The 22,838-nt window shown below is 71.2% G+C and carries 22 protein-coding genes; 14 read left to right on the forward strand and 8 right to left on the reverse strand.

The features are described 5' to 3' along the window. Window positions 1–602 precede the first annotated feature (602 nt). The 5 genes from ACQPZG_RS03220 (at window position 603) to ACQPZG_RS03240 (ending at window position 7,135) form a co-directional block, all read left to right on the forward strand. Window positions 603–2,300, forward strand: a complete 1,698-nt coding sequence (locus ACQPZG_RS03220; protein WP_433544213.1) for an MFS transporter — start codon at window positions 603–605, stop codon at window positions 2,298–2,300. Then, on the forward strand, window positions 2,297–4,225 hold the full coding sequence (locus ACQPZG_RS03225; RefSeq protein WP_433544214.1) for an alpha/beta fold hydrolase: 1,929 nt from the start codon (window positions 2,297–2,299) through the stop codon (window positions 4,223–4,225). The genes ACQPZG_RS03220 and ACQPZG_RS03225 overlap by 4 nt, the downstream gene beginning before the upstream one ends. Continuing rightward, on the forward strand, window positions 4,185–4,307 hold the full coding sequence (locus ACQPZG_RS03230) for a hypothetical protein (RefSeq protein WP_266661285.1): 123 nt from the start codon (window positions 4,185–4,187) through the stop codon (window positions 4,305–4,307). Before ACQPZG_RS03225 ends, ACQPZG_RS03230 begins: the two co-directional genes overlap by 41 nt. A gap of 125 nt (window positions 4,308–4,432) precedes the next feature. Then, window positions 4,433–6,376, forward strand: a complete 1,944-nt coding sequence (locus ACQPZG_RS03235) for a RiPP maturation radical SAM C-methyltransferase (RefSeq protein WP_433544215.1) — start codon at window positions 4,433–4,435, stop codon at window positions 6,374–6,376. Between the two features lie 57 nt (window positions 6,377–6,433). Then, complete coding sequence (locus tag ACQPZG_RS03240) at window positions 6,434–7,135, forward strand: DUF5825 family protein (RefSeq protein ID WP_433544216.1); 702 nt, start codon at window positions 6,434–6,436, stop codon at window positions 7,133–7,135. Window positions 7,136–7,221: 86 nt separating this feature from the next. Here ACQPZG_RS03240 and ACQPZG_RS03245 read toward each other — a convergent pair whose 3' ends face one another. From ACQPZG_RS03245 to ACQPZG_RS03255, 3 genes are all read right to left on the reverse strand, one after another. Next, window positions 7,222–7,710, reverse strand: coding sequence for a hypothetical protein (locus ACQPZG_RS03245; RefSeq protein WP_433544217.1), 489 nt, complete (start codon window positions 7,708–7,710; stop codon window positions 7,222–7,224). A gap of 7 nt (window positions 7,711–7,717) precedes the next feature. After that, window positions 7,718–8,080, reverse strand: coding sequence for a VOC family protein (locus ACQPZG_RS03250; protein WP_433544218.1), 363 nt, complete (start codon window positions 8,078–8,080; stop codon window positions 7,718–7,720). Window positions 8,081–8,311: 231 nt separating this feature from the next. Beyond that, window positions 8,312–8,608 (reverse strand): hypothetical protein, encoded by a 297-nt coding sequence (locus ACQPZG_RS03255; protein ID WP_433544654.1) that lies wholly within the window; start codon window positions 8,606–8,608, stop codon window positions 8,312–8,314. On the opposite strand from ACQPZG_RS03255, the gene ACQPZG_RS03260 reads away from it, so the two are divergent. Further along, a complete protein-coding gene (locus tag ACQPZG_RS03260) occupies window positions 8,501–8,767 on the forward strand; it encodes an alcohol dehydrogenase catalytic domain-containing protein (protein ID WP_433544625.1) in 267 nt (88 codons plus the stop codon). The genes ACQPZG_RS03255 and ACQPZG_RS03260 overlap by 108 nt on opposite strands. Here the strand turns inward: ACQPZG_RS03260 and ACQPZG_RS03265 are convergent. Next, the gene (locus ACQPZG_RS03265; protein ID WP_433544219.1) at window positions 8,700–9,224 is read right to left on the reverse strand and encodes a hypothetical protein; all 525 of its coding nucleotides are present in this window, start codon (window positions 9,222–9,224) and stop codon (window positions 8,700–8,702) included. The two genes, ACQPZG_RS03260 and ACQPZG_RS03265, sit on opposite strands and share 68 nt — an antisense overlap. 270 nt (window positions 9,225–9,494) lie before the next feature. Then, on the reverse strand, window positions 9,495–10,175 hold the full coding sequence (locus ACQPZG_RS03270) for an NAD(P)H oxidoreductase (protein ID WP_433544220.1): 681 nt from the start codon (window positions 10,173–10,175) through the stop codon (window positions 9,495–9,497). A gap of 113 nt (window positions 10,176–10,288) precedes the next feature. Here ACQPZG_RS03270 and ACQPZG_RS03275 point away from each other — a divergent pair, with 113 nt between their 5' ends. Continuing rightward, window positions 10,289–11,221 carry an AraC family transcriptional regulator gene (locus tag ACQPZG_RS03275; protein WP_433544221.1) on the forward strand — a complete coding sequence of 311 codons (933 nt, stop codon included), beginning with the start codon at window positions 10,289–10,291 and terminating at the stop codon, window positions 11,219–11,221. 34 nt (window positions 11,222–11,255) lie between these two features. Here ACQPZG_RS03275 and ACQPZG_RS03280 read toward each other — a convergent pair whose 3' ends face one another. Beyond that, window positions 11,256–12,083 (reverse strand): GntR family transcriptional regulator, encoded by an 828-nt coding sequence (locus tag ACQPZG_RS03280; RefSeq protein ID WP_433544222.1) that lies wholly within the window; start codon window positions 12,081–12,083, stop codon window positions 11,256–11,258. A gap of 191 nt (window positions 12,084–12,274) precedes the next feature. Between ACQPZG_RS03280 and ACQPZG_RS03285 the strand changes: the two genes are divergently transcribed. The 6 genes from ACQPZG_RS03285 to ACQPZG_RS03310 all read left to right on the forward strand — a co-directional run bounded on the left by ACQPZG_RS03285 (window position 12,275) and on the right by ACQPZG_RS03310 (window position 19,244). Next, window positions 12,275–13,531, forward strand: coding sequence for an extracellular solute-binding protein (locus ACQPZG_RS03285; RefSeq protein ID WP_433544223.1), 1,257 nt, complete (start codon window positions 12,275–12,277; stop codon window positions 13,529–13,531). Window positions 13,532–13,556: 25 nt separating this feature from the next. After that, on the forward strand, window positions 13,557–14,561 hold the full coding sequence (locus tag ACQPZG_RS03290; RefSeq protein WP_433544224.1) for a carbohydrate ABC transporter permease: 1,005 nt from the start codon (window positions 13,557–13,559) through the stop codon (window positions 14,559–14,561). A 50-nt stretch (window positions 14,562–14,611) separates the two neighbouring features. Then, entirely contained in the window at window positions 14,612–15,409 is a 798-nt protein-coding gene (locus ACQPZG_RS03295; RefSeq protein WP_433544626.1) for a carbohydrate ABC transporter permease, read from the forward strand. An 8-nt stretch (window positions 15,410–15,417) separates the two neighbouring features. Then, on the forward strand, window positions 15,418–16,932 hold the full coding sequence (locus ACQPZG_RS03300) for a beta-N-acetylhexosaminidase (RefSeq protein WP_433544225.1): 1,515 nt from the start codon (window positions 15,418–15,420) through the stop codon (window positions 16,930–16,932). After that, window positions 16,929–18,362, forward strand: a complete 1,434-nt coding sequence (locus ACQPZG_RS03305; RefSeq protein ID WP_433544226.1) for a cellulose binding domain-containing protein — start codon at window positions 16,929–16,931, stop codon at window positions 18,360–18,362. Before ACQPZG_RS03300 ends, ACQPZG_RS03305 begins: the two co-directional genes overlap by 4 nt. A gap of 459 nt (window positions 18,363–18,821) precedes the next feature. Then, window positions 18,822–19,244, forward strand: a complete 423-nt coding sequence (locus ACQPZG_RS03310; protein WP_433544227.1) for an SSI family serine proteinase inhibitor — start codon at window positions 18,822–18,824, stop codon at window positions 19,242–19,244. Between the two features lie 333 nt (window positions 19,245–19,577). Here ACQPZG_RS03310 and ACQPZG_RS03315 read toward each other — a convergent pair whose 3' ends face one another. Continuing rightward, a complete protein-coding gene (locus tag ACQPZG_RS03315) occupies window positions 19,578–20,222 on the reverse strand; it encodes a thermonuclease family protein (protein ID WP_433544228.1) in 645 nt (214 codons plus the stop codon). 689 nt (window positions 20,223–20,911) lie between these two features. Continuing rightward, complete coding sequence (locus ACQPZG_RS03320) at window positions 20,912–21,799, reverse strand: SDR family oxidoreductase (protein WP_433544229.1); 888 nt, start codon at window positions 21,797–21,799, stop codon at window positions 20,912–20,914. Window positions 21,800–21,836: 37 nt separating this feature from the next. Here ACQPZG_RS03320 and ACQPZG_RS03325 point away from each other — a divergent pair, with 37 nt between their 5' ends. Continuing rightward, window positions 21,837–22,403 carry a TetR/AcrR family transcriptional regulator gene (locus ACQPZG_RS03325; protein WP_433544230.1) on the forward strand — a complete coding sequence of 189 codons (567 nt, stop codon included), beginning with the start codon at window positions 21,837–21,839 and terminating at the stop codon, window positions 22,401–22,403. Window positions 22,404–22,838 lie beyond the last annotated feature (435 nt).

A 22,838-nucleotide genomic window follows, 5' to 3' on the forward strand; every position in this document is an offset into this window, starting at 1 on the left:
AGTCCGGTGCAGGGCTTTGCCACCGGGAATGCGGCCGTCACCCGTGACGCGCAGGTGGGTGTGCGTCGTGTGTGCCCGAGCTAATTCATTCCACGCGCGCCGAAACGGCCCACCGGGCGTGAGAGACGGTGCCAGGAGGCCGTGCGCCGGTAAGCCTCGAACGATGCGGTGATCTCGTACCGCCTCCGTCCGCACAAGCGGAATCGAGCCGCCGGGAGGCTCGCGCAAGGGAAGGCAGCCGTCTTGTGGCGCTCGAAGAAGGGTGGTTAGGCTCCGGCTCGTTTCAATTCCTTCTTCAACTCTGCAATGTCTTGGACGAATCGTGAACGACATTGTCGTGCCCGCGCATTCGCGAACACGGCGTCGCGTGCCGACCGCGTACGTGTGAGGGCGATCGACTCCGCAGTGCGGGGCCGGCGCCAGCACCTGAGGGCCGTTGCCTGCATCGAGAGAACCGGAAGGGGGCTGGGATGGCCGGGACTTCGGCTTCGCGGGCGGACCACGACTCGGATCCTCCCGGCCCCCCGCCGGAGGCCGGTGCGCCGGGCCCGGTGGCTTCCGGCACCCCGAAACCCGCGGCGGCCGGAGCCGCGTCGCGCGACATGCGACTTTTCTGGACCTCCCACACCGCCGACGCACTCGGCAGCCAGACCTCGGGCGTGGTGCTTCCGTTACTGCTACTGGCCCTGGGTTACTCGCCCGCCGCGGTCGGCGTCGTCGTGGCCGCCTCGGCGCTCCTGGGCCTGGTCCTCGGGCCGCTGGCGGCCGTCCCCGCCGACCGGGGGGCCCGCAAACCGGTGATGGTGTGGTCCGCGTGCACGGCGTCCCTATCCATGGCGCTCGTCGCGGTCGCGGTGGCCACGGGGCGTCCGCCCCTGGCGCTGGTGCTGGCCGGGGTACTGGTGGAACGTTTCGCCACCGCCGTGTACGAAGCCGCCGCACGCGGCACGATCGCCATGCTCACTCCGCCCGAGGGATACGCCCGCACAGTGGCCCGACTGGAGGTGGGGGAGCGGTTGGCCCTCGTCCTCGGCCCCGTGCTCGGCGGCGCCCTGTACCAGCTGGGCCGGGCCCTGCCCTTCGCCGTCGACGCCCTCTCGTACGCGGTGACCGCCCTCTGCGTACGGTCCATGCGCGCGGACCTGCGCGCTCCCGACCGGGCCGCGGGGGACCGGCCGGTGGCTGCCCCGGGGCGGCGGCGGAGCGATCAGCCGCCGGGCGGGGTTGCGGGGGAGCGGCCGGTGACTTCGCCGGGGCGGCGGCGGAGCGCTCAGCCGCCGGATGAGGCTGCGAAGGACCTGCCGGTGGTCGACCCGGTCGGGCCGCAGCACGTGCAGCCCGCTGAGGACCCCGACGGGCCGTCGCCCTCGGCTCCGACGGCAGCCCGACCGGACGGCGGGGCCGCCACCGCCCCCGCCCGGCCCCGTACCCCCCTCCGCGCCGAACTCGCCGCCGGCCTGCGCCTCGTGACGGAGTCCGCCGTCCTCCGTCTGGTCCTCCTCTGGACCTCCGTCGTCAACGGTGTGCTGGCCGCCCTCTACTTCGGGGTCCTGCTCACCCTCCAGCGCGACGGGCACAGCGGCACCGCCACCGGGGCGGTCCTGGCCGTCGCGGGAGCCGCCGGGATCGCGGGGGCGCTCGCCGCGCCCGCGCTCGCCGTCCGCATCGGCGCGGCCCGCGGCGTCCTCGCGGTGACCTGGCTGCTCGTACCGCTCACCGCAGCACTGGCCGCGACTCGCTCGCCGTGGTGGCAGGCCATGCTCTTCGGCGGGATCTGTCTGGCGATGCCCGTGGCCACCGTCGTCCTGCAGTCCCGGGCCATCGCCGTCACCCCGGTACACCTCCAGGCACGCGCCGGGGCGGTGCTCGCCACCGGTGCGGGCGGGGCGGCCGCCCTCGGCCCGGCGGCGGCAGGCGTGCTCGCCGAGACGGGCGCGGCCGGGCCCTCCCTCGGCTGCGCCGCGGCGCTGCTCGGCCTTGCGACGTACACCAGTTGGGCCCAGGCCCGTGCCCATACGCTCACGGGCGGTGCGGGCGGTGCCGGTGCGGGCGGTGCGGGCGGTGCGGGGAGTACGGAGCAGGGTCCGGCACCAGACACGGGCGTCGCCACCCCTGCTTCCAGCACCTCCTCAGCCGCCGGCACCCCTTCAGCCCCCAGCATCCCCTCAGCCCCGAGCACCCCCTCAGCCCCCGGCCCCGCCCCTGCCACTGTCACAGCCACCACCTCAGCCACCACCTCAACCACCACCTCAGACACCAGCGACACCAGCGGCCCCCGCACCACCGGAGACCCCTCATGACCCGCCGCCCTGGGGTCGCCGCCGCCGCCTCGTCCGAAGCCCGCTACCGCGTCTTCCGTGCCGCCCTCCCCGAGGTGTGCGCGCTCGACCCCTCCCGCATGGTGTTCACCGCCGACGCGGAAGGCCGCTGCGAGGTCTTCACCTGGGACACCGCCACCGCCACCGCCCGCCAGGTCACCGACCGGCCGGGCGGCACCTTCCACTGCTCCATCGACGCCGACGCGCACGTGTGGTGGTTCGAGGAGGACGCGCACGGCCTCGGCCGGTGGCGGTTCCAGCCCTTCGGCGGCGGACCGACGCGCGACGGCCTGCGCGAGACGCCCGTCGGCCAGGCGCGCGGCCTCGCGGTCAACGCCGGCGGATTCGTCGTGTTCGCACTGGGCGACGCGTCGGGCACCACCCTGTACGGCGGAACGCGCGGCGCCGCCGCCCACCGGATCACCCGCCTTCCGTACCACGCCAACCTGACCGGCATCAGCGCGGACGGGGCGCTCCTCGCGGTCGGCGGCCGGGCCCGCTCCCCGCATGCCGTCACGGTGTTCCGTACCTCCGACGGCGCGCGCACCGCCGCACTTCAGGAGGACGACGGCGCGTGGTGGTCCCTCGGTTTCACGCCGGCCCAGGACCGTCGTGACCTGCTGCTCGTCCGGGAGCACGGCGGGCGCTACCTCCTCGCCACCTGGCGGCCCGGCGAAGCCCCCCGTACCCACGCCTGGGCCGCGTTCGACACCGAGATCACCGCACGGTGGCGACCGGACGGCCGCAGCGTACTGATCCGTCAGGACCGGCACGGCCGCAGCGTCCTGCACAGGGCGGACCTCGACGCCCGCACCGTCACCGTCCTGCCCACCGCGCCCGGCACCCTCCTCGATGCCGCCGAGCACGGAGCCGACGACCTGCACACGCTCTGGACCAGCACCACCGAACCCCCGCGCACCGCCTCCAGCGCCGGCACCCCCCTGCCCACCCTGCCGCGCCTCCCCGAGCCGATGCCCGGCGTGTCGTACGACGTGTGGACCCCGGGCGCGGACGGAGACCTGCACACCCTGGTCACCCTCCCGGAGGGGGCGCGCGGCCCCGTGCCCACGGTCTTCCTCGTGCACGGAGGGCCCGCCGACCACGACCGGGACGCCTACGACGGCACCGTGCACTCCCTGGTCGCCTCCGGCTTCGGCGTCGCCCGCGTCAACTACCGGGGCTCCACCGGGTACGGGCCCGCCTGGCGGTCCGCGATGACCGAGGGCGTCGGACTCACCCAGGTAGCCGACCTCGCCGCAGCGCGCGCCGCTCTGATCGACCGAGGCTGGGCGGACCCGGGCGCGCTCGCGCTGTGGGGCACCTCCTGGGGCGGCTACCTCACCCTGCTCGCGCTCGGCGTCCGCCCCGGTCTCTGGCAGGCGGGGGTCGCCGTGAAGCCCGTCGCCCACCTCGTCCTCGCGCACGCCACCACGACCCCCGCACTGCGGGCCCTCGACGAAAGCCTCTTCGGCGGCACCCCCGACGAGCTGCCCGAGGTCTACGCACGCAGCTCGCCGCACACCTACCTCCCGGGCGTCGAAGCCCCCCTCCTGATCGTCGCGGCGCGGCACGACGCCAAGTGCCCGCCGGAACAAGTCGTCCACTACTCCGCAGACTTGACGCAGCATCAGAAGGAACACGACGTGCTCTGGCTGGACACCGGCCACGACGGCTACGACGGCGCCGACCACGTGCGCGCCCTGCGCGAAGCCCTGCTCTTCCTCGACCGCACCCTGCGCGGCCCCCGGCGCGCCGCCCCCTCAGCATCCCCCGCCACCCGGCGTGGGGAGTCCGGTCCCACGGAGCACGCCGCCGTACCGGCCGGAGGCAATACCCCGCACCACTCCACGGAGAGGACGACCCACCATGCAGAAGGACATCATCAACAACGACCCGCTCGCGGGTGACGAGGAGAACCGCAAGCCGAGCGTCGGCATCACCGTGACGGTCCCCTTCCGCAACACCGAGGAAGGCCAGGACGAGGAGTAGGCACCTCGTCACTCCTGCACCGAGGAGCGCGCACGTCGCCGCTCCTGCACCCGGGGGCCGGTCCGGGGCGTTCGCGCCCCGGACCGGCTCCACCCCCTCCTCGCATCCCCCAAGGAGTGCTCCCCGTGCGTGTCCTGCTGGTCAACATGCCCTGGTCGCCCATCGACCTTCCGTCGCTCGCCCTGGGGATACTCAAACGCAGCGTCGACGAGCGCGTGCCCGGCGCGTCGGCGACCGTCCTGCACGCCAACCTCGAATTCACCGACTGGATCACCGCCCGTACCGAGTTCACCGCCGACGACTACGAGTACTACGCCCTGTCCTCGTACTTCATGGGCTGCGGCGACTGGGTGTTCTCCTCCGCCCTGTACGACGACCCCACCTGGCGTCAGCAGGAGTTCACCGAGACCATGCGGACCCGTCTCAACAAGGCCCGTATGCGGATGTCCCACGAACTGCACGCCGACGTGCCCGAGTTCGTCGACGAGATCGCCCGCCGCATCGTCGCCGAGAACCCCGACGTCGTCGGCTTCACCTCCACCTTCCAGCAGAACACCGCCGCCCTGGCAGCCGCCAAGCACGTCAAGCGTCTCGCCCCGCACATCAAGACCGTGATCGGCGGCGCCAACTGCGATGCGGAGCAGGGTGCCGCGCTGCACCGCAACTTCGAGTTCGTGGACTTCGTCGTACGCGGCGAGGGCGAGGCCGCCTTCCCGCAACTGCTCACCGCACTCGGCGCGGGCGACGACCTCGGCACGGTCCCCGGCCTGTGCCGGCGCACCGACGACGGCGCGTCCGCCGTCAACGCCATGGCCACCAGCCCGCTGCCGCCCGCCACGATCCTGCCTCCCGACTACAGCGGCTACTTCGAACGCCTCGCCGCCTCCGTCGCCCGCAACTGGGTCGAGCCCAAACTCGTCGTCGAAGGGGCGCGCGGTTGCTGGTGGGGCGAGAAGCACCACTGCACGTTCTGCGGACTCAACGGGTCCTTCATGCAGTTCCGCAGCAAGAGCCCCGACGTCTTCTACGACGAGATCATGGACCTGGCCCGCCGCCACAAGGTCCTCGACATGTACGTCGTCGACAACATCCTCGACATGGGCTACCTCAACACCGTGCTGCCGCGCATCATCGAGAGCGGCTACGACCTGCGCCTGCACATCGAGATCAAGGCCAACATGCGCCGCAACCAGTTGCGCACCCTCTCCGACGCGGGCCTCATCTACGTCCAGCCCGGCATCGAAAGCCTCAACAACCGCGTCCTGGACCTGATGGACAAGGGCGTCAGCGGCTGCCAGAACGTACGCATGCTGCGCGACGGCGCCGAGACCGGCCTCTCCGTCTCCTGGAACTACCTGCACGGCTTCCCCGGCGAGAGCGCCGAGGACTACGACGGCGTCATCGGCCAACTCGCCGCCCTCGAACACCTCGACCCGCCCGTCGACCTCTCCGCCCGCATCGCCATCGAACGCTTCAGCCCGTACTTCAACCGCCCCGAGCTGGGCTTCGACGGCCTGCGCCCCGAGGCGCACTACCGCTTCACCTACGACCTCCCCGAGGAGGAGCTGTACGACCTCGCGTACGTCTTCGAGGCCCCCGAGCGCGGCATCACCGAGCCCACCGTCTCCGCCCTCAACGACGCCCTCGCGCTGTGGAAGAAGCACCACGCGGACGCCCGCCTCACCCACACCGACCTGGGCGACCGGATCGTGCTGGTCAGCAGGCGGCGCGCCTTCGACTGGCGTACGAAGGAACTCACCGACCCCGTCGAGGTCGCCCTGTTCCGCCTCCTGGACCAGCCGCACGCCCCCGCCGCCCTCCTGCGCAAGCTGACCGCGCGCGTCCCCGGCCACGACCGCACCGAGGCCGACGTCGCGCACCTGCTCACCGAGTGGGTACGGAGCGGACTGGTCTTCACCGACGCCGGACAGTACGTCCACCTCGCACCGGCGGCCGTCAACGAGGACCTCCTGCGCCTGGACTTCATGCGCCACCTGCACGCGGCCCCCGCACCGGACGCGGACCCGGCACAGGACACCGAGACGAGCCGCACGCCCGTGCCGGCCTGAACCCGCCCGAGCCCCGGCCCGCCGAGGGCCTCGTCACCAGACGGAAGGACCGCCGCCATGGACACGGCTCCCGCACCCGCCGACACAGCCCCCGCAGCCGCCGACACCGCAGCACCCCTGATCGTCACCGCCTGGCGCGACTACGACGAAGCCGCCTGCGCCCTGCCCGGAATGCACCTGGGCGACCTCGAACTGACCGGCACCGTCGCCGAGGAGGCCGACCGGCTCTGGGAGAGCGGAGTCCGCCGCGTCCGTCTCGCCGACCCCGTCGACCTCGCCGAGACCGACGACCTCGCCGCCGCGCGCCGTACCGTACGGGCCCTCAGCCTGGTCCGCGACCTCACCGCCCGCGCCGTACTCGTCGAGTGGGACCTGCACCTGGACCCCGCGCGCCCCGACGACACGCTCGTCCTCAGCCACCTCCAGCCGCCATCCGCACTGCACAGGCACCCCGAAGGGTCCGCCGCCCTCGCCACCTGGCGCGCCGGCCACTACCTGGGCAAGTGCCTGTGGCGCAACGGCCCCGGCTTCTTCCAGATCCGCGACCGCCGCTGGGGCAACCTCCAGCGCTTCACCGCCGACGAACCGCACTACCGCACCGCCGTCGACGCTCTCGCCTACGGCACCCCGCAGGAGTCCGTGCCGAAGGACGCCCTCGACGACTTCACCGAGGAACGCCTCGTCCTCCACCTGGGCCCCTTGGCCTGGTGGGTCCCCTACCGCGTGAGCCGCTGGACCCAGGAGGCCATGGCGATCTGACGACTGTGACCGTCTCCGGGGAGCGGGCGCGAGCACCCGCGCAGAACGAGGAGCGACGCGGAGCCCCCGACCGTCCCCCGGAGACGTCAACGTGCCCGGCGTCCTTTGCGAGCGGTGCGGCGCGGACGCTCACAGGTGTCCAACGCGCCGACAGCCGCCCGGACATGGGCGGGGACCCGGAGCGACGGCTTCCCCGCGCACCACCAGGACAGCTGCCCCTCCACCTCCCGCGGATGCATGCCCAGCCCGTGCTCGCCGCACAGCGGCCACGCCTGCCAGAGGCACTCGGTGACGGTTTCCTGCGCGGCATCGGCGACGGTCTCCAGCACCGACGAGGGCTCGTCGGTCGCCGTGGGGCTCAGGTGATTGCCGTGCCAGGCGCCGTTGCCCAGAGCGACGTAGAAGTTCTCCGGTTCGCGCGTACCGCGGGGCGGCGCAGCCAGCAACTGCAAGGGTTCCTGTTCGGGAAGGGTCGCGGCGAGATCCCGGTTCAGCAGGGCGAGGGCACGGTCCCACAGGGGGTACGTGCCGGGCAGAACGCGTCGGGACCCGGGGGAGTCGAGGGGCGAGGGCATGTGGTCCTCACTGTCCCGCACGGGCCCGATGGGCCAGCACGTTGACGACCCGTCCACTGGGATCACGGACGAAGAATCTCCGTACCCCCCACTCCTCGTCCTGTACGGGGTAGAGGATCTCCGCGCCACCTTCCCTCATGGCCGCGTAGGCCGCGTCCACATCGTCCACCTCGACACTCATGTCGGGGTCGACAGGCGCGGTCCTGTCACCGGTCATGACGCTGATCTGCGCTCCCGGACTGGACGGGGAGGCCAGCGTCATGACCCAGCCGTGGTTCATGACCTCCTCGAAGCCCAGCAGGCCGTAGAACGCGCGGCTCTCCTGAACGGACTCCGACGGGATGTTGGGTACGACACGACGGACGGCCATCGACGACTCCCTGTAGAAGAACAAACGCGCCACCAGCAAGGACAAGGACCCCGACACAACCCGCCGGTTGAGGGCGGCCGCGCCTTGGTCCCGTCCAGAATTACTACGGCTCCCCCTCCGACGCACACGTTTTGAACCCCGCGCGGGCACCCTCGCCGCACGGACCTCAACCGCCTCCGCACGCCCTGCTCGGAGCCGAACAACGCTGTCGATGGGCCGCCGGGGCTGCGGTCAGCGGTAGAAGTCGATGTTCTCACTCACCCAGTCGTCGAAGGTGTGCGGCGGACGCCCGATGACGTCCGCCACGGTGGGCCGCTGGTCGTGCGTCCACTGGAGGAGTTTCGCGTAGCGGCAGCCGTACTCCTCAAGGGCGTACAAGGTGACGTCGATGTGGATTTCTTCGGCCCCCCGCCGTTCGTCCTGGGCCACGAGTTCAGCGGCACGGTCGAGCGCCTCGGCGACGGGGTGACGCGGTTCGCCGTCGGTGAGGAGGTCTACGGGTGGACCACCCCGCCGCACGGCAGCCACGCGGACCACGTGGTGGTGACCGAGGATCGCATCGCGCCCTCGGACCGCCGCGGTCTCTCCTGGTCGAGCACGGTGCAGGGGATCGGTCCGGTCAGCCGGTCCGCTGGGTCGCCTCGGGTGCTCTGCCGGGCCACATGGTCGTCACCAGTGGCCAGATGAGGCTGTAGACGAGGACCTTGGTGAGCGGGTTGAGCCAGACGAGCAGCGGAGCGCCTTCGTCGAGGGTGCCGACGAGCACCACCAGGCCGAAGATCAGGCCGACGCTGATCGCATAGGCCAGCAGGAACCTGAGCCAGGACTTCCAGGCGTCCACGACGGCCGCGCGGCCGTAGAGCTCAGGATGCGGCACGGCCGCGCCGCCGCCGAAGCGGCGGGCGAATTTCGCGTCGGCCCAGCGGACGGTGCGGTGGCCGTAGACCACGGTCATGCCGAGATAGGCCGCTGACAGGCCGTGCCAGATCGTTGGTTCGGCGCCGCCCCGGATGCTGAGGACGGTGGCCCCCAGCAGCACGACGTCGATCAACGGGACGCATACGAGCAGCGCGGCGCCGAGGGTGCGCCGTCCGGCGGCGTAGCGCGCGGCCAGACCTCCGACAAGGAAGATCCAGAAGAGCACATCACAAGCGAGAATCACATGAAGAATGGCGCAGCCCCCCGTGCACGGTGTGAACGCCATTGTCCCGGGCGGCCCCGAACCGTGGCCCGCTTTCAGCCATCCCGGGCGGCCGGGGCCCCCGGCACCGGTGGCGACGGTACGGGTCGTGCGAACAGCGCCGAGCACCAGGGGCGTTGCCCGTGTGCGCCGAAGCGTTCGGGGCGGACACGAGGTCAGCTCCGACGTTCGGTGCCCACGGGCCGTCCACGGCGTCGTGTGGCTGTGCAGCGGTCAGGCCGCGACGAGTTCCTCGGCGGCGAACCTGTCCACGAACTCCCCCGCACGCCGGTCGAAATCGGCGTACTGCGCCTCCCGTTCGGCGCCCGCGACCGCTTCGCCGACCAGGAGGTTGCCTTCGGCGTCGACGCGCTGCGGACGGTCCTCCGCGTCGGTGAGCAGGCCGACCGTGGACCGGGAGAAGCCGCAGTAGGAGGCGATGCCTTCGCTCAGGTTGGTTTCCAGGACGGCGTGCATCCCCTCGACGATGGGATCGTCGGCGGTGGCGCCGGCCAGGCCGAGCCACAGCATGCGCTTGCCGGCGAGCCGGGGTTTGCTGCGGCCGTAGGCGAACCCGTAGTTCCACACCCGGTCGATCCAGCCCTTGAGCAGGGCGGGAACGCTCTGCCAGTACACGGGGAAGACGGCGACGACCACCTCGGCGTCGAGGATGCGCTGCATGTGCGCCTGCGTCTCGTCGGAGTAGGACTTCTCCCGGTCGGCCCAGTCCGGTTCGTCGGACACGTTCATCCGGGGGTCGAATCCCTCTGCGTGCAGGTCGAGCAGGTCGATGCGGTATCCGGCTGCTTCGAGCCGGGCGGCGGCACGGCGGGCCGTGTGTGCGGTGAGGGAATCGGTGCGGTGGTGCGCGAAGACGACGAGGGCCGTCCTGGCATGGCTGTCGTGCTGCGTCACGGTGTCTCCCGGATGAGGTCGGTCGGTGCGATGGGTTCAGTACAGCCGCAGCGATGTGGATGATCCATGGGAGAAACGCTCCGGGACATGTGAGAGCGTCTACGATCTGTTCCGTGGATCCTCTGAGTTCGTTGTTGAGTGGCATCCGGGCCGAGGGATCGGTCGTCAGCCACGCCGTACTGACCGCACCCTGGTCCATCCGCTTCGCCGACGAAGCGCCTCTCACCATGATCAGCGTGCTGCGCGGCGGTGGCACCCTCCTGCTGCCCGACGGCACCGAGCGCCCGGTCGGCGTGGGCGACACGGCCATCGTGCGCGGCCCCGCGCCGTTCCATCTCGTGGACCGTCCCGCCACTGTCCACCGCCCCCACGCCGCCTACGAGATCGCGTGCTTCACCTCGGACACCGAGTGCACGGCCCAGGAACTCGGCGGCATTCGATGGGGCACGGACTCGGCGGGGGCGACCGCGCTGATCGTGGGCGCCTATCGTGCTTCGGGCCATCGCCACGAGCGGCTCCTGCGTGCGCTGCCGCCGGTCCTGGTGGTCGCGGAGGACGTGGAGGTCTGTACCTGGCTGGAGAAGGCCGCCGCCGACGCGGCCCAGTTCTCGGCCGGCTCGCAGGCGTTGATGGACCGGCTGCTCGACTGGGCCCTGGTGTGCACCTTGCGCAACTGGTTCGACCAGGCCGGCGCCGACGCGCCGGGCTGGTACCGGGGTCTGGCCGACGAAGTTCTCGCTCCCGCCCTGCAGGCCTTCCACGACCGGCCCGCCGAGGCATGGACGGTGGCATCGCTGGCCGCCCGGTCCGGCGTCTCCCGGGCGCTGTTCGCCAAGCGCTTCACCCGGCTGATGGGCCGTCCGCCCCTCGCGTATCTCACGGAATGCCGCATGGACGAGGCCGAGACGCTGCTGACCGACACCGACCTCAGCATCGCCCGGATCGGAAGGTCGGTGGGCTATGCCGACGCGTTCGGGTTCAGTGCCGCGTTCAAACGCCACAGGGGCCTGAGCCCCAGCACGTTCCGTTCCGCGGCGGCGGCCTGAGTTTCCGGCCCCCGGCCCGGATGCGAACGCCCGCTCAGCGCGCGTCTCCTGTCGTCGACGACCTGATGATGTCCCCGTGCGCGAAGTCGCCCGGGGGGATGCCCGGGTGGTGGCTGCCGGGGCGCGAGTGCGGGGCGGTGACCCCCAGGGCGAGCCGCGAGACGATGCGGTAGCGGTCGCCCCGGTAGACGGAGTGGACGTACTCGACCGGGTGACCGGCCGTGTCGGTGGTCAGACGCTCGATCAGCAGCGCGGGGGAGAGGACCGGGACGTCGAGCACCCCGGCCTCGGCCTCGTTGACGACCGTCGGCTCGATGGACTGCACCGCCTGGTCGACATGGACCTCGTGGTGCTCGCGCAGGTGGTCGTAGAGGTCTCCCGCCTCCAGTTCCTGCGGAGTGAGGGAGGGCGCGAGGTCGGCCGGGATGTGCAGGTGCTCTATGGCGATCGGCGTGCCGTCGACCAGCCGCAGCCGGGCGATGTAGATGACCTCGGCGGCCGGTGAGATGCGCAGCTTGCGGCCGATGCGGGCGCCCGCGCGGATGGTGTCCAGCCTCAGCAGCCTGCTGGACCAGGTGCCGCCGGCCCGGGGCACGGCGAAGGCGGCGTCGTCCGACACGAGCTCCTGGGTGATCTTGGCGGGCGCGACGAACATCCCGCGGCCGTGTTCGCGCACGAGCTGCCCGGTGGCGACGAGTTCGTCCACGGCGGCCCGCAGAGTCGGGCGGGAGACGCCCAGTTCGCTGCTGAGCGTGCGTTCCGAGGGGATGGCGTCGCCGGGACTGCGCACCTCGATCAGCCCCAGGAGGAACTCCCGGACCCGCTCCCGCTTGAGTACGGCACCTGAGGATGTGCTCTCCATGACTCGGACCTCTCTGCCGCGTTGCCCACAACTGGTCTGCTGGTAAAGCGGAGTTTAGACGTTCACCGTTCGGCGAGCCACCAAAAAGCCTTATTTACCAAGGGGTTGACGCCCTCAGTGGTCTATGCCACCTTCGAGCCACATCGTTGCCCAGTTGGCCAACTGGTCAACTCTCCCGCGAGGTGAATCCAGTGAAGATCCGCTTCATCCCCACTGCCGCGGCACTCGCGGCCTCCTGTGTGCTCACCGCCTGCAGCAGCGCCCCGTCCGGCTCCGGCCAGGCGGGCGGCCCGGACACGCTCACCGTATGGATCATGAAGGACAGCGTTTCCGACGCGTATCTCCAGCGGTTCGAGAAGGACTTCGAGCAGCAGCACAAGGACACCGTCCTGGACATCCAGATACAGGAGTGGGACGGGATCGGCGAGAAGATCACCGCCGCGCTCGCCAGCAAGGACGCCCCCGACGTGATCGAGGTGGGAAACACCCAGGTCGCCCAGTACGCGCAGAGCGGCGGCGTCCTCGACCTGAGCGACAAGGTCACGGAACTGCAGGGCGCCGACTGGCTGCCCGGCCTCGCCGAACCCGGGAAGGTCGACGGCAAGCAGTACGGCATCCCCTGGTACGCGGCCAACCGCGTCGTGATCTACCACAAGGACCTCTTCGCCGAGGCCGGAGTCACCGCCCCGCCCAAGACCCGCGACGAGTGGCTGCGGATCACCGAAAAGCTGAACCGCGGCAAGACGCAGGGCATTTACCTCCCCGGCCAGAACTGGTACACCCTCGCCGGCTTCATCTGGGAGGAGGGCGGAGAGCTGGCCGAGAAGCAGGGCGACGAGTGGAAGGGCGCGCTGGACAGCCCGGAAGCCGTGCGGGGCATGGACTTCTACCAGCGGCTCCAAGCCCTCGGCAAGGGTCCCAAGGACTCCGACGAGGCCAAGCCGCCGCAGGCGGACGTCTTCGCCAAGGGGGACGTCGCCCAGGTCATCGCCGTTCCGGGCGGCGCCAGAATCGTGGAGCAGGCCAACCCGGCGCTCGCGGGCAAGCTCGGCTTCTTCCCGATCCCCGGCCGTACCGCGGGCACTCCGGGAGCCACGTTCACCGGCGGGTCGGACCTGATCGTTCCGGCCGCCTCCGCTCACCCCGACGCCGCCTACCAAGTGGTCAAGTCGCTCGCCGGGGAGAAGTGGCAGCGGGACCTGGCTACCACCATGAGCTACGTGCCCAACCGCACCTCGCTCGCCGACGCCCTGCAGGACGACGAGGGCACCGCAGCCATGGCCGCGGCGGCCGCCCAGGGGCGCGCGACGCCCAACTCCCCCCAGTGGGCGGCAGTGGAGGCCACCAACCCGATCAAGGAGTACATGACCGCGGTACTGACCGGCGGCAACCGGCAGAAGGCCGCGAAGGACGCCTCCGACGCCATCAGCAAGACGCTCAACTCATGAGCGGACGCCGGCCGGGAACGACGGCATGACGCCCCCCGCCACCCGCCCCGGAGCGACGAGGACGCCCGCCCCCGCGGCAACGGCCGCCGCTCCCGCCCCCTCCCCGCCACCCACCCCCGTGCCGCCCGGACGCCGCCGCGCCGTCCCCGGCTCCCTGTGGCCGTACCTGCTCATCGCCCCCACCGTCCTCGGCATCGCGGTCCTGCTCGCCTACCCTCTCGCCCGCAACCTGCTGATCTCCCTCCAGCACTACGGGATGGCCGAACTCATCCGGGGCGGCGCACCCTTCGCAGGCCTGGAGAACTACCGGGAGATCCTGGCGGACGCCGAGTTCTGGCGGGTCACCCGCCGCACGCTGTGGTGGACCGCGATCAACGTCGTCCTGATCATGGTGATCGGCACGGCCGTCGCGCTGATGCTCCAGCGCCTGGGCAAGAAGATGCGGACCCTGGTCCTGAGCGGGCTGGTGCTCGCCTGGGCCAGCCCCGTCATCGCCACGACCACCGTCTTCCAGTGGCTGTTCTCCTCCCGGCTGGGAGTGGTCAACTGGCTCCTGGTGAGGCTCGGGTTCGAGTCCTTCCAGGACTACTCCTGGCTGGCGCACGGACCCGCGGCCTTCACCGTCCTGGTGCTGCTCGTCGTCTGGCAGTCCGTGCCGTTCGTCGCCATCACCCTGCACTCCGCGCTGACCACCGTTCCCACCGAACTCTTCGAATCCGCCAGGATCGACGGCGCGGGCGGCTGGCGCATCTTCCACTCGATCACGCTGCCGCTGCTCAGGCCGATCTTCGGGCTCGTCCTGAGCCTCGAAGTCATCTGGGTCTTCCGGTGCTTCGCCCAGATCTGGGCCGTCACCGGGGGCGGTCCGGGCGGAGCGACCACCACCCTGCCCGTCTACGCCTACCAGGTGGCCCGGTCGTTGCACCGCTACGACCTCGGAGCCGCCGCGGCGACCGTCACCGTACTCATCCTGATCGCGGCACTGATCCTCTACTTCCGCCAGATGTTCCGGCAGGAGACCGAGCTGTGAGACCCCTCCCCGCCTCCCCCTCCCGCGTGCTGCGCCGACTGCCGCTGCACATGGGCGCGTTGCTCACCTTCGCGGTCTGCGCCTTCCCCGTGTACTGGATGGTCCTCACCGCCTTCAAGCCCACCGCCGACATCCAGGCCGAGACCCCCCTCTTCCTGCCCACCTCACTGACGCTGGAGCACTTCTCCGCAGCGGTGAACGCCGACGGGTTCTGGTCGTTCTGGCGCAACAGCCTCATCGTCACGGCCGGATGCGTGCTGCTGGCCCTCGCGGTCGCCCTCGGCTCCGCCTTCGCGGTGGCGCGGCTGCGCTGGAAGGGCCGTCGCGGCTTCGTCCTGATGGTCTTCATCGCGCAGGTCGCCCCCTGGGAGGCGCTCCTCATCCCGATGTACGTCATCGCCCGCGACACCGACATGCTCGACCGGCTCGCCACCCTCACCCTCGTCTACTTCATGATCACCCTGCCGTTCACCATCGTCACCCTGCGCAGCTTCCTCACCGGAATACCGCGGGAGCTGGAGGAAGCCGCCCAGGTCGACGGCTGCACCCGGGCGGCCGCGTTCCGCAGGGTCACCCTCCCGCTGCTCGCCCCCTGCCTGCTCGCCACCTCGCTCTTCGGATTCATCACCGCCTGGAACGAGTTCGCCTTCGCCAACATGCTGATCATCAAGAACCAGGACGACCGCACCCTCCCGGTCTGGCTCTCCTCGTTCTCCAACGTCTTCGGCACCGACTGGGGCGCCACCATGGCCGCCTCCACGCTCTTCGCGCTGCCCGTTCTCATCCTCTTCCTGGTGCTCCAGCGCCGGGTCGCCTCCGGCCTGGCCGGCGGCGCGGTCAAGGGCTAGGAGACCCCGTGTCACCCATTTCCGCCGACGCCGGTCTCGTTCCGGTTCCCGCCAAACTCAGCCGGTCCTCCGGGACCTTCACCCTCGATCACACGACGGCGATCCGCGCCACCGCGGGCGCCGAACCGGCCGCCGCCCTGCTGCGCACGCTGCTGGCCCCCGCGACCGGCCTGCCGCTGCCCCTCGCCCCGGACGGCCGGATCGTCCTCGTCCTCGAAACCGGCCTCACCGGTCTCGGCGCGGAGGGCTACGGCCTGACCGTCAGCGGCGAAACGGTACTGCTCCGCGCGGCGGGCACCGCGGGACTCCGGCACGGCGTACAGACCCTCCGGCAGCTCCTGCCGGTCGCCGCACTGGGCACGCAACCGGTACGCGGGGTGCGGTGGACGCTCCCCGGCGTCGAGATCACGGACGTACCCCGGTACGCCTGGCGCGGCGCGATGCTCGACGTGGCCCGCCACTTCCAGCCCGTCTCCTTCCTGCGGCGCTTCACCGACCTGCTGGCCCTGCACAAGCTCAACGTGCTGCACCTGCACCTGACGGACGACCAGGGCTGGCGGATGCCGGTCGCGGCGTACCCCCGGCTCACCGAGGCCGCCGGACTGCCGTACGGCGGCGCGTACAGCCGTAGGGAGTTGCGCGAGCTGGTGGCGTACGCGGCAGAGCGGGGCGTCACCGTCGTACCGGAGATCGAGATGCCGGGCCACGCGCGCGCCGCCCTGGCCGCCTACCCGCACCTCGGCAACTTCCCCGGAAGGCGACTGGAGGTGTGGCAGGGCCGGGGAGTGTGCGACACCGTCCTCGGCGTCACCGACGAGGTCCTCGACTTCTGCCGCACCGTCCTCGACGAGGTCATGGACGTCTTCCCCTCGCCCTACGTCCACGTCGGCGGCGACGAGTGCCCCACCACCGAATGGCACCGCTCCCCCGACGCCCTGCGGCGCGTCGCCGAAGCGGGGCTGGAGGGGCCCGACGCGCTCCACGGGTGGTTCATGGAACGCGTCGGCAGCCACCTGACCGCGCACGGCAGACACCCGCTGGGATGGACGGAGACCGGCCGCGACCTGCCCGCCTCCTTCGCCGCCCTGGCCTGGCGCGACGCGGACCACGGACGGACGGCGGCCTGCCGCGGCCAGCCCGTGATCATGGCACCGCACCGCTCCACGTACCTCGACTACCCCCAGTCCGCGGACCCCGGCGAACCAGCCGGTCAGCCGGGCGACGCGGTCGACCTGCACGCCGTCTACGCCACCGAACCCGCACCGGCCCACTGGGAGCCGACGGCCGCCGCCCGGGTGCTCGGCACCCAGGCCCAGCTGTGGACCGAGTACGTCAGCACCGCGGCGCACGCCGAGTACCTCGCCTTCCCGCGGCTGTGCGCGCTGGCCGACACCGCCTGGTCCGGCGGCCGCGACTGGCCGGGCTTCCAGGCCCGGCTGCACCACCACCGAACCCGGCTCGACGCCCTCCAGGTGCCGAGTCGTCCCCCCGCGTTCCTTCGTCCTGAGAGGACCACCAGGTGACCACCACCAGCACGAACAGCAGAACGCGCACCACCAGGATCCGGGCGGCCCTGGCCGCCGCCCTCATCGCCGGACTCGGCTGCGCCGCCCTGACGGCGACACCGGCCGCCGCGGCCGGCGAGCCGCTGACGGTCCAGTACCGGCAGAGCGCCTCCGGCAGCGACCAGGTCGAGCCCTGGTTCAAGGCCGTCAACACCGGCACCGCCCCCGTCGCCCTCCACCAGGTCAAGATCCGGTACTACTTCAAGGCCGACGCGGGCGCCTCGTACACCTTCGCCTGTTCCTGGGCCGTCAAGGGCTGCGCGAACATCACCGGCACCTTCGGGACCCTCGCCAAGCCGACCGCCACCGCCGACCGCTACCTGGAGATCGGCTTCACCGCCGGTGCGGGCACCCTCGCACCCGGCGCGGACACCGGTGACATGCAGCTGCGCTTCCACCGCTCCAACTGGCAGCCGCTCAACCAGCACGACGACTACTCCTTCGGGCCCGCCCAGACCTCGTACGCCAACTGGTCGAAGGTCACCGCCAGCGTCGGCGGCACGCAGGTCTGGGGCACGGCGCCCGAGGGCAGCGGCCCGGGACCCGACCCCGACCCGACCGACCCGCCGCCCACCGGTGCCTCGCTCTTCGACGACTTCAACTACACCTCGCACACCGACCCGGCGATCGGCGCGCACGGCTGGAGCGTACGGTCCAACGCCGGCGGGCCGGGCGTACCGGGCGCGAGCTGGGCGCCGGAGAACGTCACCTTCGCCAAGGAGGGGACCAACTCGATCATGAACCTGGAGACCTCGACCGCGGGTACGCCCCAGACCACGAAGCACACCGAGGTCCTCACCCGGGCGATGAAGTTCAAGAACGGGACCTACGCGGCCCGGGTGCGCTTCTCCGACGCGCCGAAGTCCACCGGCCCCGACGGCGACCGCATCGTCCAGACGTTCTTCACCATCAACGACCTCAAGGCCCCGATGGCGGACGACTACGCCGAGTACGACTTCGAGTACCTGCCCAACGGCGGCTGGGGCGAACCCGCCCACATCCTCTACGCCACGTCGTGGGAGACCTACCGGCCCGACCCCTGGGAGGCCGTCAACCAGCACACGGAGTCGCGCACCAGCTACGCAGGCTGGCACGACCTCGTCCTCACCATCGACAACAACAACATCACCTACTACGTCGACGGCCAGGAGTTCGGCCGTCACGACGCCCGGTACCTCCCCGAACGCCCGATGTCCATCAACTTCAACCAGTGGCTCATCGACCTCGCGGGCCAGACCGGCACCACTCCGCGCGCCTACGACCAGAAGGTCGACTACGTGCTGCACGTCAAGGACCAGGTACTGACCCCGGCCCAGGTCGCGGCGAAGGTCGCCGCCTACCGGACGGCCGGAACGACCTTCGAGGACACGGTCCCCGCCGCCCAGTGACGACGGTCGGCGAACGGCGCCCGCCCGTGCGCCCGCGCCGCTGACACGGGAACGTGGGCCGGCCGGGCGCGGACGGTGCGCGCCACGCCGGTCGGTTCAGCGGGCCGGCCCTCGGGTCGGCCCGCTGAACCCATGCCCTCCCCCGACGATCCGCCGCGCCACAGGTGCGGCGGTCCCTGGAAGCGGAACGAGCCCCAGGGCGTCGTTCCTCCGCACGCCCTGGCCCCAAACCTCTTGCGACGCCGATCCGTAGGCATCTTCTCGTCGAGCTTTTCGCGCTTCCCGGAGGGGCCGCACGGCGAACACCTCCGCCTTTCACCCGTGATGGAAAAGGGCGAACTTCCGGATTTCGCCCGGTCGATGTGCGGTGGGAGTTCTTCTGCCGTAAGACTGACGCCGTTCCCAGCCGACCCCACCCTCACGAAGGGAAAGGTGATTTCCATGCGCACCCTTGCAGGAATGGCCCTCGCATCCATCGTCGCCCTGACCGGGACAGCCGTCGCCCCTGCCGCGCAGGCCAGCGGCACGAGCGGCGCACGCGCGAACTCCGCGAGCCTCTACGCACCGACCGCCCTGGTCCTCTCGGTCCACCGCGGCGACGCCGAACAGGTCGGCGCCGTGCAGCGAGCCGTGACGCTGTCCTGTCTCCCGGTCGCGGGCACGCACCCGGCGCCCAAGGCCGCCTGCGCCGAGCTCAACGCCGTACAGGGCGATCTCTCCGCGCTGGGCACGGCCACGCCCGGCCGCATGTGCACCAAGCAGTGGGATCCCGTCACCGTCACCGTTGAGGGGGTCTTACGCGGCGAACGCGTCCACTACGTCAAGACCTTCGGCAACAGCTGCATGAAGGACGCCGCCGAGAGCGCCTTCTACTCCTTCTGACGGCCCCGGCAACTGCCCGCGCCCGCCCGAACCGGTTCAACTACCGGCCGACGGGCAACCCTTGCACGTTCCCCGAACCCGTTCGCCGCCCGTCCTCCCCGACGGGCGGCGAACACCCGTCAGGCGCCGTACGGTCAGCGAGGACCTCAGCGCGGCCACGAGGAGCAGGCCCGCGTACCGTCCGGTTGCGCGGTACCGGGCGGAACCGCTGTTCCCCGGGGTCCGGGCTCAAGGACGCGTGAAGCGCCGGCGCCCGGTCGAGAACCGTTCCTCGCTTCCGTGCGGCCGGCCCGGAAGCTCGGGCCCGGTGGTGTGGACACGCTGCCGGGCGGATCAGTTGAGGTCGCAGCCGACGCCGTCGCCGTCGCGGTCCAGACGGTGCGGGTCGTCGGGGCCGACCCGCACCGGTCCGGGCAGGTCCGCGCAGTCCACGTCGGGGACACCTGCGGGAGGCCCGTCGGGAAGGTCAGGCCGTGCCGGGGTGTCCGGGGAAAGCGTGTCCGGGGGGTCGGGGCGGGCCGGGGTGTCCGCAGGAGGTGGGTCAGGTGGGTCCGAGGGCGGCGTGGACGTCTCCGGAGGCGCGGCACAGGTGGTCCACAGGCCCGCACCGATCCGCCGGGCGGCGTCCTCGGCGGCAGAGATCCTGTTCCAGTGCTTGTCGTTGGGCGGGTGGAGGACCGCCTCGGCATGGCCGCCGCGGACGAGGTCCTCGTTGACGAAGGTGCCCTGCTCGTTCCACACGTACAGCAGGCTCCGGTCGTACGGGTCGGTCAGTTCGTCGTCGCGTTCGACGCGGACACGGCTGCCCGGCGGCAGGAGGGCGGCGGTGCGGCCGGTGGCCTCCTCGGCGAAACAGGCACCGCGTTCCGGGGCGTCGATCGCCAGCAGCCGTACCCGGGCGACGGCGTCCTTCGGCAGGACCCCGCCGTTGCCGCGCACGTCCAGCGTGTCGCCGTCGACGATGCGGACAACGACCACGCTCGGGGGAGCCGTCGAGGGCGGCGCGGGCTTCGCCGTGGGCGGCCTGGGCTTCGTGGGCGGCGTAGTGGCCGCGGGGCCGTCGGAGGGTTCGGCCGGTGGCTCTGCCGTACCGGCCGGCGGGGCGTCTCGGCTCTCGTCGGGCGGCTCGGACGCGGGGGGCTCCGTCGGCACGGCTCTGCCGGAGGTGCGCTCCTGACCCCCGTCAAGCAGTGCTCCGAGGCCGCCCAGACCCAGAAGAAGGCCGGTGATCACCAGAATCGTGACGATCCAGGGATGCCTGGGCCTTCGGGGGCCACGTGGGTGCGGGCGGGACCGCGGGGAGCGGGCACCGCGCCAGGCGTTCGCGTCAGACGGAGGAGAGGGGCACATGGCGCCCTCCAAAGGGTTCGAACACGCTGTCCCACCAGTACAGCACCGACCCCGCCCGGCCGCCTTCCGGCGCGGTGGGAGCCCTGACCCGGACGCGGTTCTCGTAGGTGATCGGCCCCCTACAGGCCCGGTTGGCGGTGGGCCCGCCGACGGGGGCGTGATGCCTGCCGGCTCGACACAGAGGGCGGTGCCGGTGGTCGGCCTGGCCATGCGTTCGCCGGACCGGCAGAGGCGCTCGTGCCGGGCGCCTCTGCCGTGTGCCGACCCGGCGGCGCAGTGGGTCGCCGGGCGTGACGCCGCCGCTCGGCTGAAGCCGCTCAGCTGAAGTCGGAGGCGTGATCGCGCGCCCACTGGCGGAAAGTACGAGCGGGAGTTCCCGTTATCCGGTCGAGCGCGAGGAAGGCATCGTTGTCCGGCGCGCTCGTGTCGTGGGGTTCGTCCGTGGTGCCTTCGACACCGTCGTAGCTTTCGAAGCCGAACAGGAAGTCGGCGTTCTCGGCCGCGAAGCCCCCTTGGGCTCGGTAGAAGCGGCGGGCCTGCTCGGCGGAGACCTCATCGAGCGTGATCCGCTCTCCGATCGCCTCCGCGATCACCGCCACCTGCTCGCGCTTGGTGAGACTGTCCGGTCCGATCATCGTGTCGATCCGCCCGCGACGACCTGGGTCGAGCAGGTTGGCCAGGACGACGTCGGCAACGTCGGCCTCATGCACGGGATGACCGATCTGGTCAGGAAAGGGCTCCACGACTCGGCGATGCGCTCGGATCGCCGGCCCCCAGACGAGGAGCGAGTTCGTCGCGAACTCACCAGGACGCACGATGCTCCAATCCAGTCCCGAGTCCATGACGGCCTCCTCGACGACCGTGTGGTACGTGGTGTCGTAGCCGGCCGTCACGGCGGCGGAGGAGATGACGACCACGTGCGCGATGCCTCCTCGCCTCGCGCGGGAGACGACCGCCTCGGCGGTCTCGGGGACCGCGAACAGGACGAGTTGCGCGGCAGCGTCGAATGCGCGCGTCAGCGTAGGCGGGTCGTCCAGGTCGCCGAAGACCACGTCCGCGCCGTCCGGGAGTAAGGCACGTCGAGGGCGCCGCGATACTCCGCGCACGGTGCGACCGGCGGCGAGCAGTCCTGCGACGACCAGGCGGCCGATGGCTCCGGTCGCTCCTGTGACAACAATGGGAGAGATTTTCTCTGAATGAGACACAGTTTCTCACTATAAGGCGTCGATCTATCATGAGGCAATGGATCTCTCTCCTCAGCGCGCACGGACCCGGCAGGCGATCCTCGACGCCGCAGCAGCGCAGTGGTCCCGCGATCCCACCGTCGGGCTCGGCGAGATCGCCGCCGTCGCGGGCGTGGGGCGAGCGACCATTCACCGGTACTTCTCCGACCGGCAGGTCCTTCACGAAGCGCTGATCACCGACTCGTGGAGGACGCTACGAGCGGCGATCGAGCATGCCGGCCCCGCCACGGACTCGGCGTTCGAGGTGATCCAACGGATCGTCACCGCGATGGTGCACGCCGGCGATCGAATGAGCTTCCTGTTCACCACCGTCGAAGGCACGCCTTCCGAGGCCGATGCCGGTATCGCACGGGAGGTGGACGAACTGCTCCTCGCCGAGATCGAACGAGGCCGGCGTGAGGGTGGAATCGACTCGGCAGTTCCCGCGAAGTGGGTGCAGCTGATGATCTGGAGCACCGTCTACACGGGCCTGCGAGCCGCCGCCGACGGACTCGTACCACGGCACGGCGTGGACGAACTGATACGCCGGACACTCCGTCGAGCGGTGGCCGAACAGCCCGACTAGCGGCGCGGATCCCCACCCCCCGGGGTCTGTCCGGGACAGTGGACGTTCGGCGGTCCCCGGGGAGTGCATTGTCTTCTGTGCGGTTCACCCTTACTCGTTGATGGCCGCCACGAGGACTGTGGCTTCCCGTATCCGTCCTGCCGGGGCGCGGACGCGGGGCGCCCGGTCGTGGTGGCTACTGGGTCGAGGGGCGTTTGCGCTTGGGGTCCAGTCGGAAGTCGGGGCATTCGCGGTGCGGACACGGGCCCGGACCCCAGACGGGAACGAACACTCCGAGGGTCTTGTGGCGGCGGGCCACGACCGGCACCGGTCCCTTGCAGGTCGGACACGAGTACGCTTCGGGTTCTCGCTTCGGTTTGACCATATCTTTACGATAGGCCCGTTCCTTTCGGCCGGGAAGTGGGCGACCCCTATTCGTGGCGGGTGGGACGTACG

The sequence above is a fragment of the Streptomyces sp. CA-294286 genome (assembly GCF_050947155.1).
GTDB lineage: Bacteria > Actinomycetota > Actinomycetes > Streptomycetales > Streptomycetaceae > Streptomyces.

What these genes read in the sequence shown, in the direction of transcription:
- ACQPZG_RS03220 (WP_433544213.1), top strand. Translation starts at nt 603, where the DNA reads ATGCGACTTTTCTGGACCTCCCACACCGCCGACGCACTCGGCAGCCAG.
- ACQPZG_RS03225 (WP_433544214.1), top strand. Translation starts at nt 2,297, where the DNA reads ATGACCCGCCGCCCTGGGGTCGCCGCCGCCGCCTCGTCCGAAGCCCGC.
- ACQPZG_RS03230 (WP_266661285.1), top strand. Translation starts at nt 4,185, where the DNA reads ATGCAGAAGGACATCATCAACAACGACCCGCTCGCGGGTGACGAGGAG.
- ACQPZG_RS03240 (WP_433544216.1), top strand. Translation starts at nt 6,434, where the DNA reads ATGGACACGGCTCCCGCACCCGCCGACACAGCCCCCGCAGCCGCCGAC.
- ACQPZG_RS03245 (WP_433544217.1), bottom strand. Translation starts at nt 7,710, where the DNA reads ATGCCCTCGCCCCTCGACTCCCCCGGGTCCCGACGCGTTCTGCCCGGC.
- ACQPZG_RS03250 (WP_433544218.1), bottom strand. Translation starts at nt 8,080, where the DNA reads ATGGCCGTCCGTCGTGTCGTACCCAACATCCCGTCGGAGTCCGTTCAG.
- ACQPZG_RS03280 (WP_433544222.1), bottom strand. Translation starts at nt 12,083, where the DNA reads ATGGAGAGCACATCCTCAGGTGCCGTACTCAAGCGGGAGCGGGTCCGG.
- ACQPZG_RS03290 (WP_433544224.1), top strand. Translation starts at nt 13,557, where the DNA reads ATGACGCCCCCCGCCACCCGCCCCGGAGCGACGAGGACGCCCGCCCCC.
- ACQPZG_RS03295 (WP_433544626.1), top strand. Translation starts at nt 14,612, where the DNA reads ATGGGCGCGTTGCTCACCTTCGCGGTCTGCGCCTTCCCCGTGTACTGG.
- ACQPZG_RS03310 (WP_433544227.1), top strand. Translation starts at nt 18,822, where the DNA reads ATGGCCCTCGCATCCATCGTCGCCCTGACCGGGACAGCCGTCGCCCCT.
- ACQPZG_RS03325 (WP_433544230.1), top strand. Translation starts at nt 21,837, where the DNA reads ATGGATCTCTCTCCTCAGCGCGCACGGACCCGGCAGGCGATCCTCGAC.